Source organism: Burkholderia sp. Tr-20355 (assembly GCF_017104685.1).
Taxonomy (GTDB): domain Bacteria; phylum Pseudomonadota; class Gammaproteobacteria; order Burkholderiales; family Burkholderiaceae; genus Burkholderia; species Burkholderia seminalis.
Genome location: NZ_JAAGPK010000191.1, coordinates 1 through 13738, shown reverse-complemented (window position 1 = coordinate 13738; position 13738 = coordinate 1). Strand labels below are relative to the sequence as shown.

General features: G+C 67.5%; 12 protein-coding genes. 4 read left to right on the top strand and 8 right to left on the bottom strand.

Annotated elements, in window-relative coordinates; all coding sequences use genetic code 11:
- Positions 1-11 precede the first annotated feature (11 nt).
- The 4 genes from G3N62_RS30365 to gor all read left to right on the top strand — a co-directional run bounded on the left by G3N62_RS30365 (position 12) and on the right by gor (position 4343).
- Positions 12-710, top strand: a complete 699-nt coding sequence (locus G3N62_RS30365; protein ID WP_059561563.1) for a YoaK family protein — start codon at positions 12-14, stop codon at positions 708-710.
- A gap of 315 nt (positions 711-1025) precedes the next feature.
- Positions 1026-2147 carry a porin gene (locus G3N62_RS30360; RefSeq protein WP_034190325.1) on the top strand — a complete coding sequence of 374 codons (1122 nt, stop codon included), beginning with the start codon at positions 1026-1028 and terminating at the stop codon, positions 2145-2147.
- Between the two features lie 374 nt (positions 2148-2521).
- Positions 2522-2746, top strand: coding sequence for a hypothetical protein (locus G3N62_RS30355; RefSeq protein ID WP_124670517.1), 225 nt, complete (start codon positions 2522-2524; stop codon positions 2744-2746).
- Between the two features lie 241 nt (positions 2747-2987).
- A complete protein-coding gene (gene gor / locus G3N62_RS30350) occupies positions 2988-4343 on the top strand; it encodes a glutathione-disulfide reductase (protein ID WP_069707071.1) in 1356 nt (451 codons plus the stop codon).
- 81 nt (positions 4344-4424) lie between these two features.
- On the opposite strand, the gene G3N62_RS30345 is transcribed toward gor, so the two are convergent.
- The 8 genes from G3N62_RS30345 to G3N62_RS30310 all read right to left on the bottom strand — a co-directional run.
- Positions 4425-5726: an FAD-binding oxidoreductase gene (locus G3N62_RS30345; protein WP_034190327.1), complete on the bottom strand. Its 1302-nt coding sequence runs from the start codon at positions 5724-5726 to the stop codon at positions 4425-4427.
- 25 nt (positions 5727-5751) lie between these two features.
- Complete coding sequence (locus tag G3N62_RS30340; protein ID WP_049033422.1) at positions 5752-7056, bottom strand: FAD-dependent oxidoreductase; 1305 nt, start codon at positions 7054-7056, stop codon at positions 5752-5754.
- A 99-nt stretch (positions 7057-7155) separates the two neighbouring features.
- Positions 7156-8748 carry a DUF3138 family protein gene (locus G3N62_RS30335; protein WP_034190329.1) on the bottom strand — a complete coding sequence of 531 codons (1593 nt, stop codon included), beginning with the start codon at positions 8746-8748 and terminating at the stop codon, positions 7156-7158.
- 113 nt (positions 8749-8861) lie between these two features.
- Positions 8862-9701, bottom strand: a complete 840-nt coding sequence (locus G3N62_RS30330; protein WP_034190330.1) for an ABC transporter permease subunit — start codon at positions 9699-9701, stop codon at positions 8862-8864.
- Positions 9698-10684 (bottom strand): ABC transporter permease subunit, encoded by a 987-nt coding sequence (locus tag G3N62_RS30325; RefSeq protein ID WP_069707074.1) that lies wholly within the window; start codon positions 10682-10684, stop codon positions 9698-9700. Before G3N62_RS30325 ends, G3N62_RS30330 begins: the two co-directional genes overlap by 4 nt.
- 10 nt (positions 10685-10694) lie before the next feature.
- Positions 10695-11849: a polyamine ABC transporter ATP-binding protein gene (potA, locus tag G3N62_RS30320; RefSeq protein ID WP_034190332.1), complete on the bottom strand. Its 1155-nt coding sequence runs from the start codon at positions 11847-11849 to the stop codon at positions 10695-10697.
- Positions 11850-12037: 188 nt separating this feature from the next.
- Positions 12038-13153 (bottom strand): polyamine ABC transporter substrate-binding protein, encoded by a 1116-nt coding sequence (locus tag G3N62_RS30315; protein ID WP_034190333.1) that lies wholly within the window; start codon positions 13151-13153, stop codon positions 12038-12040.
- 61 nt (positions 13154-13214) lie between these two features.
- A partial coding sequence (locus G3N62_RS30310) for an aminotransferase class III-fold pyridoxal phosphate-dependent enzyme (protein WP_206141393.1) occupies positions 13215-13738 on the bottom strand: 524 nt, incomplete at its 5' end.

The following is a 13738-nucleotide window of genomic DNA, read 5'->3' as shown; positions in this document are numbered from 1 at the left end:
CGGGAGGATCGATGGATCTCGACGGCGCCAGCCGCAATCTCACCGTCGCCGCATTGCTCACGCTGTCCGGCGGCTACCTCGACGCGTACACGTACGTCGGCCACGGCCACGTGTTCGCGAACACGATGACCGGCAACGTCGCGCTGCTCGGCATCAACCTGTCGGCCGGCGAATGGGCCGCCGCGCTGCATCACGTGCCGCCGCTCGTCGGCTTCGTGATCGCGGTGTTCGTCGCGCACCTGCTCGGCCTTGCCGCGCAGCGCGGCTGGATGCGGCACACGGCGTTCACGAGCCTGCTCGTCGAGATCGCGTTTCTCGGCATCGCCGCGAGCGGGCTTGTCGGCGCGTCGAGCGCGTGGCTGATTCCGGGCATCTCGTTCGTCGCGACGCTGCAGACGCTGTCGTTCACCCATCTCGAGGAACTGTCGTACACGTCGGTGATGACGACCGGCAACCTGCGGCGCGCCGCGCAGAAGCTGTTCGTCGGGCTGATCCCGCGCTACGACGCGGGCGCGCTGCACGACTCGGCGCTGCTCGCGACGATCAGCTTCTGCTTCCTGGCCGGCGCGGTGGCCGGCGGCCTCGTGACGCGGCTCATGCCGGACCTCGCGCTGTGGGGCGCGGTGCTGCTGCTCGTCGGCGCGTTCGCGGAAATCGTGCGGCGCGCGTGGCGCCGGCATACGGCCGACGGCGGGCCGGCGGCGGCGTGACCCCGTACACGGCGCACGCTTGCGTGCGCCGATCCGTTCCAGGGCGCCTGTCGCGCGATCCTGACAAACCCGACGCACCGTAAACTCGCGGCCGGTTGCCGCCGCGCGGCGCTCGCCGCCCGCCGGACAAGCATCACGCCCGTAACGTTGTGCGCGGGCGACAGTTCCGCGATTACCGCGCATTTCAATTTCTTTCAGCGATTGCACTCGTCATATGATTCAGGCCACATCGCGCGCGCCAAAAACGCGAGCGATCGCCACCCGGCTGCGCACGCGGCCGGCCATGAATGGAGACACCTACAAACAGGAAAGCTCATGAAGCAGACCACCCGACTCGCAGCCATCGCAGGGGGCGCCGCGCTCGCATTTGCCAGCCAGTACGCGGCCGCGCAAAGCTCGGTCACGCTCTGGGGCGTCGCCGACGCCAGCATCCGTTACCTGACCAACGCCAACGCCAAGAACGACGGCCTGCTGTCGATGACCAACGGCGCGATCACGAACAGCCGCTTCGGCATCTACGGCACGGAAGACCTCGGCGGCGGCCTGAAGGCCGTGTTCAACCTCGAAAGTGGCGTGAACCTGCAGAACGGCGCATTCGCCGACAGCGGCCGCCTGTTCAACCGCGCAGCGTACGTCGGCCTGCAGAGCCCGTACGGCACGGTGACCCTCGGCCGCCAGAAGACGCCGCTGTTCGACCTGCTGTCGGACACCTACGATCCGCTCACGGTCGGCAACTACCTCGAAAACGCATGGCTGCCGGTGGCACTCGGCGGCGGCCTGTATGCGGACAACCAGATCAAGTACACCGGCAAGTTCGACGGCCTGACCGCGAAGGCGATGTACTCGACGGGCACCAACTACGAATCGACCGGCGCCGGCGGCTTCTCGGGCCAGATTCCGGGCTCGCTCGGCAAGGGCAATGCGTGGGGCGTGTCGCTGTCGTACGTGATGGGTCCGCTCAGCATCGCGGCCGGCGCGCAGCAGAACAGCGACAACTCGGCACGCAAGCAGACGATCTACCACGCGAACGTCGTGTATGCGTTCAGCAAGGCGAAGATCTACGCGGGCTACCTGCGTTCGAAGGACGACACCGGCTTCGTCGACAGCCTGCTCGCGCAGCAGACGATTCCGGTCGCGAAGGGCACGGGCCGGATCGACGACGGTCCGTTCGCGGGCGTGAGCTGGCAGGTCAGCGCACCGCTGACGCTGACGGGCGCGTTCTACTACGACCACATGCGCAACGCGATGACCACGAACGGCACGCTCGCGAGCGGCAACCGCTATGCGATCGTCGGCATCGCCGAGTACGCGCTGAGCAAGCGCACCGAAGTCTACGGCACCGTCGACTTCAACAAGACGAACGGCGCGGCGAACGTCGAGCTGCCGGGGCGCAGCAACCAGACGGGCATCGCGATCGGGCTGCGCAATATCTTCTGACGAACGTCGGAACGCATGCGCCGGCATTCGCCCGGCGCGCATCGAAGAGGCGCCGCGAGGCGCCTCTTTTTTTTCGATCCGCGACCTTCATACGCGCGCACGACTATTCGGTAATCGCTCCATTGCCGAAGTCCCGCGCCGTAAGCGATCCGTCGGCATTCCAGAACATACTTTTACAGTACGCGCGCAGGCTTTCCGCTACGCTGCGTGCATCGCCCGTTGCGTGCCGTCGGGCCCGCGCGTGCGTCGTTCCGGTGGCGCGCGTCGAGCGCGGCCGGCCAGGTGCGTAACTTGTGTATCCGGCGATGACAATCGCGGTCTGCCGGTTTTTTTCGTGGGACGATGCGCTCACGATTTTCTTGAAGGGGATGACGATGGGTATCCTGAACACCGTGGGTGAAATCGCCGGCGCAATCGCAGCCGTGGAAGGCGCGGAGAAGCTTGATCCGGATGCGGGCCTGCTGACCAAGGCGGCCGCGGCCGTGGCCGGCTTCAAGGGCGCCGAAGCGATCGAAGGCATGCTCGAGAAGAAGGAAGAGCAGCCGCAGCAGGCAGACGACACGCAGGCGGCGGACGGCGGCGACACGTCGCAGGCATGAGCATGGCGGCCGGTCCGGCCGCGGGCGCGCCCTTCGCGCGCCCGGGCGGACCGGTGCCGCGCGGCCGGCGGGTCGGGCATGCGGTCGATCGGTGACGCATGGCACACCCGGCAGCCGGTTTGATCGGCGAGAGGCCACGTCTCTCGCCGTTTTTTATTGGGCGCGCGCCCGGCGCCGCGCGCCGCACGCATCCCCGAATCTTGCTATCGTCCGTTCATCCGAACTGCGATGAGGCAATGCGATGGATTTCGACTACGACCTGTTCGTCATCGGCGCCGGCTCCGGCGGCGTGAGGCTCGCGCGGATGTCCGCGTCATACGGCGCACGCGTCGGCATAGCGGAAGAAGAGCAGATCGGCGGCACCTGCGTGCTGCGCGGCTGCATCCCGAAGAAGCTGCTCGTCTACGCATCGCACTATCCGCATGAAGTCGAGGACGCGAAGGGCTTCGGCTGGACCTTCGGCGCCGGCACGCTCGACTGGCCCGCGCTGATCGCCGCGAAGGATCGCGAGATCAACCGGCTCAGCGGCATCTACATCAACCTGCTGACGCAGTCGGGGGTCGACATGCACGCGGGGCGCGCGACGCTCGTCGATGCGCATACCGTCGCGATCGGCGGCCGCACGCTCCGCGCGCGCCACATCGCGATCGCGACCGGCTCGCGTCCGTCGTTGCCGCCGCGTCCCGGCATCGAGCACGCGATCACGTCGCGCGAGGCGCTGTCGCTCCCGGCGCTGCCCGCGCGCATCGCGGTGGTCGGCGGCGGCTATATCGCGGTCGAGTTCGCGGGCATCTTCAACGGCTTCGGCAGCCAGGTCGACCTGTTCTATCGCGGCGAGAAGATCCTGCGCGGCTTCGACGACGACGTGCGCCAGTTCCTGACCGACGAGATGACGAAGCAGGGCGTCGCGATCCACGCGCGCGCGGTGGTCGAGTCGATCGAGCGCGCGGACGACGGCACGTTGAGCGTGCGCGTCGGCGATGCATGGCACGGGCCGTACGATCAGGTGCTCTATGCGACCGGCCGCGTGCCGAACGTCGACGGGCTCGGGCTCGAGCAGGCGGGCGTGATGCTCGACGCGCGCGGCGCGATCGCCGTCGATGCGTATTCGGCGACATCGGTGCCGTCGATCCACGCGATCGGCGACGTCACGTCGCGGCCGCAGCTCACGCCGGTCGCGACGCGCGACGGCGGGCTGCTCGCGCGCACGCTGTTCGGCGGGTCGCGCGTCGCGGCCGATCATGCCAGCGTGCCGTCGGCCGTCTTCAGTCAGCCCGAGGTCGCGACGGTCGGTCTGACCGAGGCCGATGCGCGTCACGCGCACGGCGAGGTCGACGTCTACCGCACGTCGTTCAAGGCGCTGCGCCATACGCTGTCGGGGCGCGACGAGCGCACGATGATGAAGCTCGTCGTCGCGCGCGACAGCCAGCGGGTGGTCGGCGCGCACATGGTCGGCCGCGACGCGGGCGAGATCATCCAGGGCATCGCGATCGCGATTCGCGCGGGCGCGACGAAGGCGCAGTTCGACGACACGATCGGCATTCACCCGACCGCGGCGGAGGAATTCGTGACGATGCGGCAGAAGGTGGCCGAGTAGCGGGCCCGGCGCGCATTCATACCGGCGCGTGGGCACCGGCCACGTTCGCGCGCAGCCGTTCGTCGCGGGCGCGCATGCCGCTCAATGCACGCCGAACGCGTCGAGCAGCCGGTACCAGCTCATCGCGAGCACCAGCGCCGGCGTGCGCAGCGCTTCGCCGCCGGGGAAGTCGCGATGCCGGATCTTGTCGAACAGGTCGAAGCGGCTCGCCTGCCCGTCGATCGCTTCGGCGATCAGCTTGCCCGCGAGCGCGGTCGTGTTGACGCCGTGCCCCGAAAACCCCTGCGCGAAGTACATCGTCGGCGCGATGCGGCCGAAGTGCGGCGCGCGGTTCATCGTGATGTCGACGAAGCCGCCCCACGCGTAGTCGACCTTCACGTCCGCGAGCTGCGGGAACGTCTTCAGCATGTCCGCACGCATCGCCGCGGCGAGGTCGCGCGGTTCCCGCGTCGAATAGCTGACCTTGCCGCCCCACACGAGCCGCGTGTCGGGCGCCGGCCGGAAATAGTCGAGCACGAAGCGGCTGTCGCAGATCGCCGCGCGGGCGGGCATTAGCGCGGCGGCGCGCGCTTCGCCGAGCGGCTCGGTCGCGATCACGTAGGTGCCGACCGGCATGATCTTCCTCGCCAGCGCGGGCGCGAGCGTGCCGACGTAGGTGTTGCACGCGAGCACGACGAAGCGCGCGCGCACGTTGCCGCCGCGCGTCTCGACGACGTGGCCGCCCGCTACGTCGCGCACGCGCGTCACGCAACTGTCCTCGTGGATGCGCACGCCCGCGCCGGTCGCCGCCCGCGCGAGGCCGAGCGTGTAGTTGAGCGGATGCAGGTGGCCGCTGTCGGGGTCGTACAGCCCGCCGCAATAGCGGGCCGACTGCACGTAGTCGCCGAGTTCGTCGGCTTCGACGAAGTGGAAGCGGTCGTAGCCGAAGCGCTTCGCGGCGTCGTCGCGCCAGCGCTTGAGCGAATCGGCGTCGCGCTCGGTGTTCGCGGCGGTCAGGTAACCGGGCACCAGCGCGCAGTCGATGTCGTGCTGCGCGATACGCGACTTCACGAGCGACAGCGTTTCGAGCCCCATGTCCCAGATGCGCTTCACGTCGCTTTCCGGCATGAACTGGCCGAACGTGTCGATGTCGCACGCAAAGCCGCCGATCAGCTGGCCGCCGTTGCGGCCGCTCGCCGCCCATCCGACCCGCGACGCTTCGAGCACGGCCACCGAATGGCCGCGCTCGGCGAGGTTGAGCGCGGCGGAGAGGCCCGTGAGGCCCGCGCCGATCACGCACACGTCGGCGTCGATCGTGCCGGCGAGCGGCGGGTGGCGGGTCGTATCGTTGGCGGTTGCCGCGTAGTAAGACGCGACGTGCGGCTGGTTGGCGAAGGTCTGCATGATCGGGAGTACGGAGAAAAGGAGTTCAGAACAGCTCGCGCACGCGGTGGTACAGCATCCCGAGTTCGAGCGCGGGTTGCCGCCATGCGTCGCCGCCGGGAAAGCGCCGGTGACGCAAGCGTGCGAACAGGTCGAACGCGTGCGTGTCGCCCGCGATCGCGCCGGCGATCGCGCGTCCGGCGATGCCGGTGAGCGCGACGCCGTGGCCGCTGAAGCCCTGGACGTAGAAGAAGTTCGGATCGAGTGCGCCGAAGTCCGGCGCGCGGTTGCGCGTGACGTCGACGAAGCCGCCCCACGCGTGGTCGACGCGTACGTCGCCGAGCTGCGGGAACACGCCGACCATGCGCTGCCGGATCGCTTCGGCGAGCGCCGCGGGCGATGCGCCGGCCGAGTTCGCGCGGCCGCCGAACAGCATCCGGTGGTCGGCCGACAGCCGGAAGTAGTCGAGGAAGAAATTGTTGTCGCACACGGCTTCGCGGCGGGCGATCAGCGCGTCGGCGCGCGTCTGCCCGAGCGGCTCGGTCGCGATGATGTACGACGCGATCGGCGCGATGCGGGCGGCGGTCGCGGCCGGGAGAATGCCGCCGGGCCCCGCGTTGCAGCACGCCACGACGAAGCGGCAGCGCACCTCGCCCGACGGCGTGCGCACGACGGGCCGCGCACCGCGCACGATGTCGAGCGCCGGCGTGTGCGCATGCAGCGCGATGCCTTCGCGGCGCGCCGCGTCGGCGAGGCCGAGGCAGTACTTGAGCGGATGCAGGTGGCCCGACAGCGGATCGTGCACGCCGGCCAGGTAGCGTGTCGATGCGATGCGTGCGCGGATCTCGCCGGTATCGAGCCATGCGAGCGACGGATGGCCCCATCGCGACGTCGCGGCTTCCATCCACGCGCGCAGGTCGTCGATGCGGCGGGGTTTCGTCGCGACCGTCAGGTAGCCGCGCGTGAAGTCGCAGTCGATCCCGTAGCGCGCGATCCGTTCGGCGATCAGCGCGACGCCGTCGAGCGACAGCGACCACGCGGCACGCGCGCCGTCGGCGCCGAGCTGCCGCTCGATCACCTCGTCCTTCGCGAAGCCCGTGATCGCCTGGCCGCCGTTGCGGCCCGACGCGCCCCAGCCGGGCCGGTGCGCATCGATCACGGCGACGGACAGCCCGCGCGCGCGGCAATCGAGCGCCGTCGACAGGCCCGCGAAGCCGGCGCCGATCACGCACACGTCGACGTCGATCGCGTCCTCGAGCACCGGATCGTCCGCCACCGGGCGTGCGACCGTTGCTTCGTAGTACGAGTCGCGCGCGAGCGCATCCGCGCGGCGGGTGAAAGACTGCGTCATCAAAACGTCTCCTTCGAAAAGGCGGCAAGCTGCGCGCAGCCACCCCTGAAAACGGCACGGGACGCCGTGCGCGCGGCACGGCGTCCCGCGTGTGCTGCGTCAGAACGAATAGATGAACTGCGTGGCGAGCAGGTCGTTGGACTTGCCGTACGAACCGTCGTTGCGCAGGAACACCTTGTTGTTCGCCCAGTCGTGCCGGTATTCGACCTTCACGGTGATCTGCTGGGTCGGATAGAACAGCAGGTCGAGCGCGACGTCCTGGCGTACCGCCCCCTTGCACTCGAAGCCGAGGCCGCCGCCGGCCTTCGACTGCGCGAGGCAGTCCGCGTCGACGCCGAAGCCGTTGCTCGGATCCATCCCGTTGCCGTTCAGCGCGATGCCGCCGCCGCCGCCGCCGTTCTTCGAGTTGGCGAGCAGGTCGTAGCGCAGCGTCACGCCCATGCGGCCGACCACCGGCGCGTTGAACTTGCGGTGCGCGAGCAGCGACAGGCCGTACCACTGCGCGAGCCCGCCGTTGAACGCCGCGTGCTGCTGCCGGCCGTAGTCGACTTCCGCGTTGTACTGAATATCGGCGAGCGTGTAGGTCGCGTCGAGTTCGCCGAAGAAGAACGAACCGTATGCGCTCGGTGCCGCCCCGCCCGGGCCGTAGTGGACGACGCCGTTGTCATCGATCGCGCTCGACAGCGTCTGCCGCCCGATGTTGAACGAACCGCCGATATCGAGCGCGCTCGACCACGTGTAGTCCGCGCGCGCGGTGAAGGTCGGCACCTTGTTGCTGGTGGTGATCGGATCGCCGAGCGCATTGGTGCCCGTCTGCGTGACCGAACCGTACGTGCGGTACTGCTCGTTGCCGAGGAAGAACTTCCACGCCCAGTTGCCCTTCGTGTAGTTCGCGCCGACACCGACGTAGCTGCCCGGATCGGAGAAATCGTACAGCAGGTTGTGCGTGAGCGTGAGCATCTGGTTCGACTGCTGCACCTCGTAGCCGCCGAAGCTCGGGATCAGGCCGGCGACCAGTGTCGTCGTGGCGGTGATCGGCACGTTGACGACCGCCGTGTTCAGCAGGTTGTCGGTGATCGAGCCGCGCGAGTTCTGCAGCAGCGTGATGCCGTTGCCGCGGTTCGGCATCAGCGTGATCTCGGCCGACGGCGCCATCGGGCCGACGCCGAACGTCTTCTTGATGTCGAGGTAGAGATCGCCGAACGTGCTGTTGAAGTAGTTGTACGCGTTCTCGTGGTTCGCGAACAGGAACGACGACGTGCCGGCCGCGCGGTTGTAGATGTAGGTCGGGTCGATGTAGCCCGTGACCGACAGGCCGGCCAGCGGGCCCGTGTTGGCCGCGTCGGTCAGCGAATCGACCTTCAGCTGCTGGTTCGCGATCTGCTGCTTCATTTCGCTGACCTCGTCGTTGGTCAGCGTGGCCTGTGCCTTGCCGTAATCCGGCGAGCCCGGATCGGCGGCCACCGCGACGACCTTGCCGCCGCCGCCCGTGCCGGCGCCTGCACCCGCGCCGGCAGTCGCGACCGCCGTGCCGCCCGGCTTCGCGGCGAGCTGCGCCTGCATCGCCTTCATCTGTTTCTGCAGTGCCGCGACCTGCGCCTGCAGCGCCTTGATCTCGGCGGATGTGGAACCGGCCAGCGCGATGCCCGGCAACGCGCCGGCCACCAGCAGGCAGATCAGTTTCTTCTTCATTGCGGATTCTCCTTGTCGTGCGCCTGTCAAATCGGGATCGAATCGCGCGCCCCCCCTGGGGCAGCGCGTCTTGCTTGTCTGCCGTGCTTGTTATCCTCGAAGCGGGTGGGTCGTCATGCCGCCGCGAACGCCGCCTTCAGGTCGGCCATGCGGCGCCGCTCGCGGGCGATCATCATCCGGTTCACGACGATCACGCCGATCGTCACGGCCGTGATGAACAGCGTCGCCAGCGCATTCATCTCCGGGTTCAGCCCCAGCCGCACGCGCGAGAACACCACCAGCGGCAGCGTCGTCGAGCCCGGCCCGGACAGGAACGCCGACAGCACCAGGTCGTCGATCGACAGCGTGAACGACAGCAGCCAGCCCGACAGCAGCGCCTGCGAGATCAGCGGCAGCGTCACCACGAAGAACACCTTCAGCGGCGTTGCCCCGAGATCGAGCGCCGCTTCTTCCAGCGACTTGTTCATCTCCTTCACGCGCGACTGCACGATGATCGCCACGTACGACACGCACAGCATCACGTGACCGATCCAGATCGTCAGCATCCCGCGGCCCTTCGGCCAGCCGAACATCTGCTCCAGCGCCACGAACAGCAGCAGCAGCGAGATGCCCTGGATCACTTCCGGAATCACCAGCGGCGCGTTGATCATCCCCGTGTACAGCGTGAAGCCCTTGAAGCGGCCGAAGCGCGCGAGCACGAAGCCCGCCCACGTGCCGATCACGACCGACGCGGTCGCCGTCAGGAGGCCGATCTTCAGCGACAGCCACGCGGCCGTCAGCAGCTCGTCGTCCTCCAGCAGCGCCGCGTACCACTTCAGCGAGAAGCCGGACCACACCGTCACCAGCTTCGACTCGTTGAACGAGTACACGATCAGGCTGATGATCGGGATGTACAGGAACAGGAAGCCGAAGGCGAGGACGCCCGTCGACAGCGGTTTGCTCGGCTTGATCATTTCGCTTCCTCCAGTTCCTTGACCTGGTAGTACTGGAACAGCGCCATCGGCACCAGCAACAGCAGCACCATCGCGACCGTCACCGCCGACGCCATCGGCCAGTCCATGTTGTTGAAGAATTCATCCCACATCACGCGGCCGATCATCAGCGTGTCGGCGCCGCCGAGCAGCTCCGGAATCACGTACTCGCCCACCGCCGGGATGAACACCAGCAGGCTGCCGGCGATGATCCCGTTCTTCGACAGCGGCAGCGTGATCCGCGTGAACGCGACCCACGGCTTCGCGCCCAGGTCGTATGCGGCTTCGAGCAGCGTCAGGTCCATCTTCACGAGGTGCGCGTACAGCGGCATCACCATGAACGGCAGGTACGAATAGACCATCCCGATGTAGACGCCCGCGTCGCTGTGGTACAGCCGCAGCGGCGTGTGGATGATGCCGAGCGCGATCAGCGTGTGGTTCAGGAGGCCGTCGTCCTTCAGGATCCCGATCCACGCGTACACGCGGATCAGGAACGACGTCCAGAACGGCAGCATCACGGCCATCATCAGCACGTTGCGGCGGTTCGGCTCCGAGCGCGCGATGTAGTACGCCATCGGGTACCCGATCAGCAGGCACAGCACCGTCGACACGGCGGCCATCTTCAGCGAGCTGAGGTAGGTCGCGATATACAGGTCGTCCTGCAGCAGGAACGCGTAGTGCGACAGCTGCAGCGCGAAGTGCACGACGCCGTCCTTGATTTCGACGAGCGACGTGTACGGCGGAATGCCCATCACCTGGTCGGCGAAGCTGATCTTCAGCACCAGCACGAACGGCAGCGCGAAGAACACCGCGAGCCACAGGAACGGCACGCCGATCGCGACGCTGCGGCCCGACGGCAGGAAGCGCGACAGCGCGGCGAAGCGGCCCGGGCGCGAGCGGCCGGCGGCCGTGCTCGCGGCGCCGGCCGACACCGGCGTGGAAGGCGTGGAAGCAGAGGTTCTCATCGCGTCGCCCTCATTGCGTCAGCACGACGCCGCTGGCCGGCGACCACGACACGAACACGTCGTCGTTCCACGCCGGCGCGTTGTCGTTCATCAGGTGCGAGCTCGACAGGTTCGACACGACCGTCTTGCCGCTCGGCAAGCGCACGTGGTACAGCGAGTAGCTGCCCATGTACGCGATGTCGGTCACGACGCCGCGCGCCCAGTTGTGCTTCGAGCCCGGCTTCTCGCGCGACACGTGGATGCGCTCCGGGCGCACCGAGATGCCGACCGGCATGCCGAGCGGGCCCGTGACGCCGTGGCTCACGTACATGCGCGCCTCGAGGTCGTCGCTCTCGACGAAGATGTGATCGGGTTCGTCCTCGACGACGCGGCCCTCGAACAGGTTGGTCGAGCCGATGAATTCGGCCGAGAAGCGGCTGTTCGGGAATTCGTACACCTCGCCCGGCGCGCCGATCTGCACGATCTTGCCTTCGCTCATCACCGCGAGGCGGCTGGCCATCGTCATCGCCTCTTCCTGGTCGTGCGTGACCATCACGCAGGTCACGTCGACCTTCTCGATGATGTTCACGAGTTCGAGCTGGGTCTTCTGGCGGATCTTCTTGTCGAGCGCGGACATCGGCTCGTCGAGCAGCAGCAGCTTCGGGCGCTTGACCAGCGAGCGGGCCAGCGCGACGCGCTGCTGCTGGCCGCCGGAGAGCTGGTGCGGCTTGCGCTGCGCGTACTTGCCCATCTGCACGAGCGCGAGCGCATCGGCCACGCGCTCCTTGATCTCGTTTTTCGGCGTGCCTTCCTGCTTCAGGCCGAACGCGACGTTCGATTCGACCGTCATGTGCGGAAACAGCGCGTACGACTGGAACATCATGTTGACCGGGCGGCGGTACGGCGGCAGCGACGCGAGGTCCTCGCCGTCGACGAAGATCTTGCCGGAGGTCGCCGTTTCCAGCCCGGCGAGCATGCGCAGCAGCGTCGACTTGCCGCAGCCCGAGCTGCCGAGCAGTGCGAACAATTCGTTCTTCGCGATCGTCAGGTTCACGTTGTCGACGGCCGTGCTGTCGCCGAACTTCTTCACGACGTTTTCGATGCGCACGAACGCGTCGTTTTGCGGACGGGCCGCGGCGGCCGGTTGGGTCTGTCGTGCAGCAGCGGAAGAGGGTATCGATTGCATGGGAGTCACCATTCGTTCTTCACGGATTGCAGGCGTGAGCGTCCCCGCACGAGGCGCGCAACGCGACTCGCGGACAACGGCTCGTGCCGGATGGAACAGTGCGCGCGGCGCGCGCGGGCGGACGGAAGTCCGCGAATCTCAGACGGGCAGGCGTGATGCGATGCCTGCGCCGCCGTAATGCATGACGATCAGTGGCCCGTCTTCAGCTGGGCCCACAGACGGTTCTCGAGGCGCAGGATGTCGGCCGGCATCGGCTTCATCAGCACCATCTTCTTCAACACGTCTTCCGGCGGGTAGACGGTCGGGTCCTGCGCGACGGCCGGCGTGACGAACTGGTGCGCCGCCTTGTTCGCGGTCGGGTAGAACACCGTGTTGGTGATCGCCGCGTTGACCTTCGGATCGGACACGTAGTTGATCCACTTCAGTGCGGCCTCGGGGTGCGGCGCATCCTTCGGGATCACCATCACGTCGAACCACAGCAGGCCGCCTTCCTTCGGGTTCGAGAACTTGATGTCGTACGAACGCTTCGCTTCCGCCGAACGGCGGTGCGCGATGCCGACGTCGCCCGACCAGCCGAGCACGACGCACACGTCGTTGTTCGCGAGGTCGTTGATGTAGCCGGACGAGTTGAACTGGGTGATGTACGGGCGGACTTTCTTCAGGACTTCGAATGCGGCCTGGTAGTCGCCGGGGTTCGTGCTGTTCGGGTTCTTGCCCATGTATTGCAGCGTGGCGGCGAACACGTCGACGGCCTGGTCGAGGAACGACACGCCGCAGCTCTTCAGCTTTTCCATGTTGGCCGGGTCGAACACCAGCGCCCAGCTGTCGACCGGCGCCTTGTCGCCGAGCGCCTTCTTCACCGCCTGCGCGTTGTAGCCGATGCCGTCCGTGCCGTAGGCCCAGGGCACGCCGTACTGGTTGCCCGGATCGGCGTCGGCAATCATCTTCATCAGCAGCGGGTCGAGGTTCGCGAGGTTCGGAATCTTCGACTTGTCGAGCTTCTGGTACACGCCGGCCTGGATCTGCTTGGCCATGTAGTTCGACGTCGGCACGACGATGTCGTAGCCCGAGCTGCCGGCCAGCAGCTTCGCCTGAAGCGTGTCGTCGCTGTCGTAGTTGTCGTACTTGACGTGGATGCCCGTCTGCTTCTGGAAGTTCGGGATCGTGTCCGGTGCGATGTAGTCGGACCAGTTGTAGACATTCAGCTCGTCGGCGCGCGCCGTCGGGCTGGCGACCGACGTGAACGCGGCCGCGGCGGCAAGGGCGGCAACAGAACAGGCTTGGCGAAGAAAGCTGGCACGCATGGTGGAATTCCCCTGGTTATGGCGGCGTGCGGCGCCCGCCGCACGCCTGTAGGCAAAGCCGTTACGAAATACCCAGTTGCTGGGCGGTTGCATCGACGGCTTTCTTCGCCTTCGACACGAGTTCATCGATTTCCTGGCGCGTGATCACGAGCGGCGGCGACAGCAGCATCCGGTCGCCGGTCGCGCGCATGATCAGGTTGCCGTTGAAGCAGAAGTCGCGGCAGATCGTGCCGACGTCGCCGCCGTTCGCGAAGCGGCGGCGATCGGCCGGCGATTCGGCGAGCTGGAGGCTCGCGACGAGGCCGTGACCATGCACCTCGCCGACGATCGGGTGACGCGCGAAGGTCTCGCGCATCAGCGCCTGGAAGTACGGGCCGGTGTCGGTCTTCACGCGCTCGACGATGCCTTCGTCGCGCAGCAGCTTCAGGTTCGCGACCGCGACGGCCGCCGCGACCGGATGGCCCGAGTACGTGAGGCCGTGATTGAATTCGCCGTTGTCGATGATCGGCCGCGCCACGCGCTCGTGAATGCCGACCGCCCCCATCGGCACGTAGCCCGACGTGAGGCCCTTGGCCATCGTGATCA

Bases quoted from the DNA above. Each gene is read 5' to 3' on its own strand.
- G3N62_RS30330 (WP_034190330.1), bottom strand. From the start codon at position 9,701: ATGATCAAGCCGAGCAAACCGCTGTCGACGGGCGTCCTCGCCTTCGGC.
- potA (WP_034190332.1), bottom strand. From the start codon at position 11,849: ATGCAATCGATACCCTCTTCCGCTGCTGCACGACAGACCCAACCGGCC.
- G3N62_RS30360 (WP_034190325.1), top strand. From the start codon at position 1,026: ATGAAGCAGACCACCCGACTCGCAGCCATCGCAGGGGGCGCCGCGCTC.
- G3N62_RS30355 (WP_124670517.1), top strand. From the start codon at position 2,522: ATGGGTATCCTGAACACCGTGGGTGAAATCGCCGGCGCAATCGCAGCC.
- G3N62_RS30365 (WP_059561563.1), top strand. From the start codon at position 12: ATGGATCTCGACGGCGCCAGCCGCAATCTCACCGTCGCCGCATTGCTC.
- G3N62_RS30325 (WP_069707074.1), bottom strand. From the start codon at position 10,684: ATGAGAACCTCTGCTTCCACGCCTTCCACGCCGGTGTCGGCCGGCGCC.
- gor (WP_069707071.1), top strand. From the start codon at position 2,988: ATGGATTTCGACTACGACCTGTTCGTCATCGGCGCCGGCTCCGGCGGC.
- G3N62_RS30335 (WP_034190329.1), bottom strand. From the start codon at position 8,748: ATGAAGAAGAAACTGATCTGCCTGCTGGTGGCCGGCGCGTTGCCGGGC.
- G3N62_RS30315 (WP_034190333.1), bottom strand. From the start codon at position 13,153: ATGCGTGCCAGCTTTCTTCGCCAAGCCTGTTCTGTTGCCGCCCTTGCC.
- G3N62_RS30345 (WP_034190327.1), bottom strand. From the start codon at position 5,726: ATGCAGACCTTCGCCAACCAGCCGCACGTCGCGTCTTACTACGCGGCA.
- G3N62_RS30340 (WP_049033422.1), bottom strand. From the start codon at position 7,056: ATGACGCAGTCTTTCACCCGCCGCGCGGATGCGCTCGCGCGCGACTCG.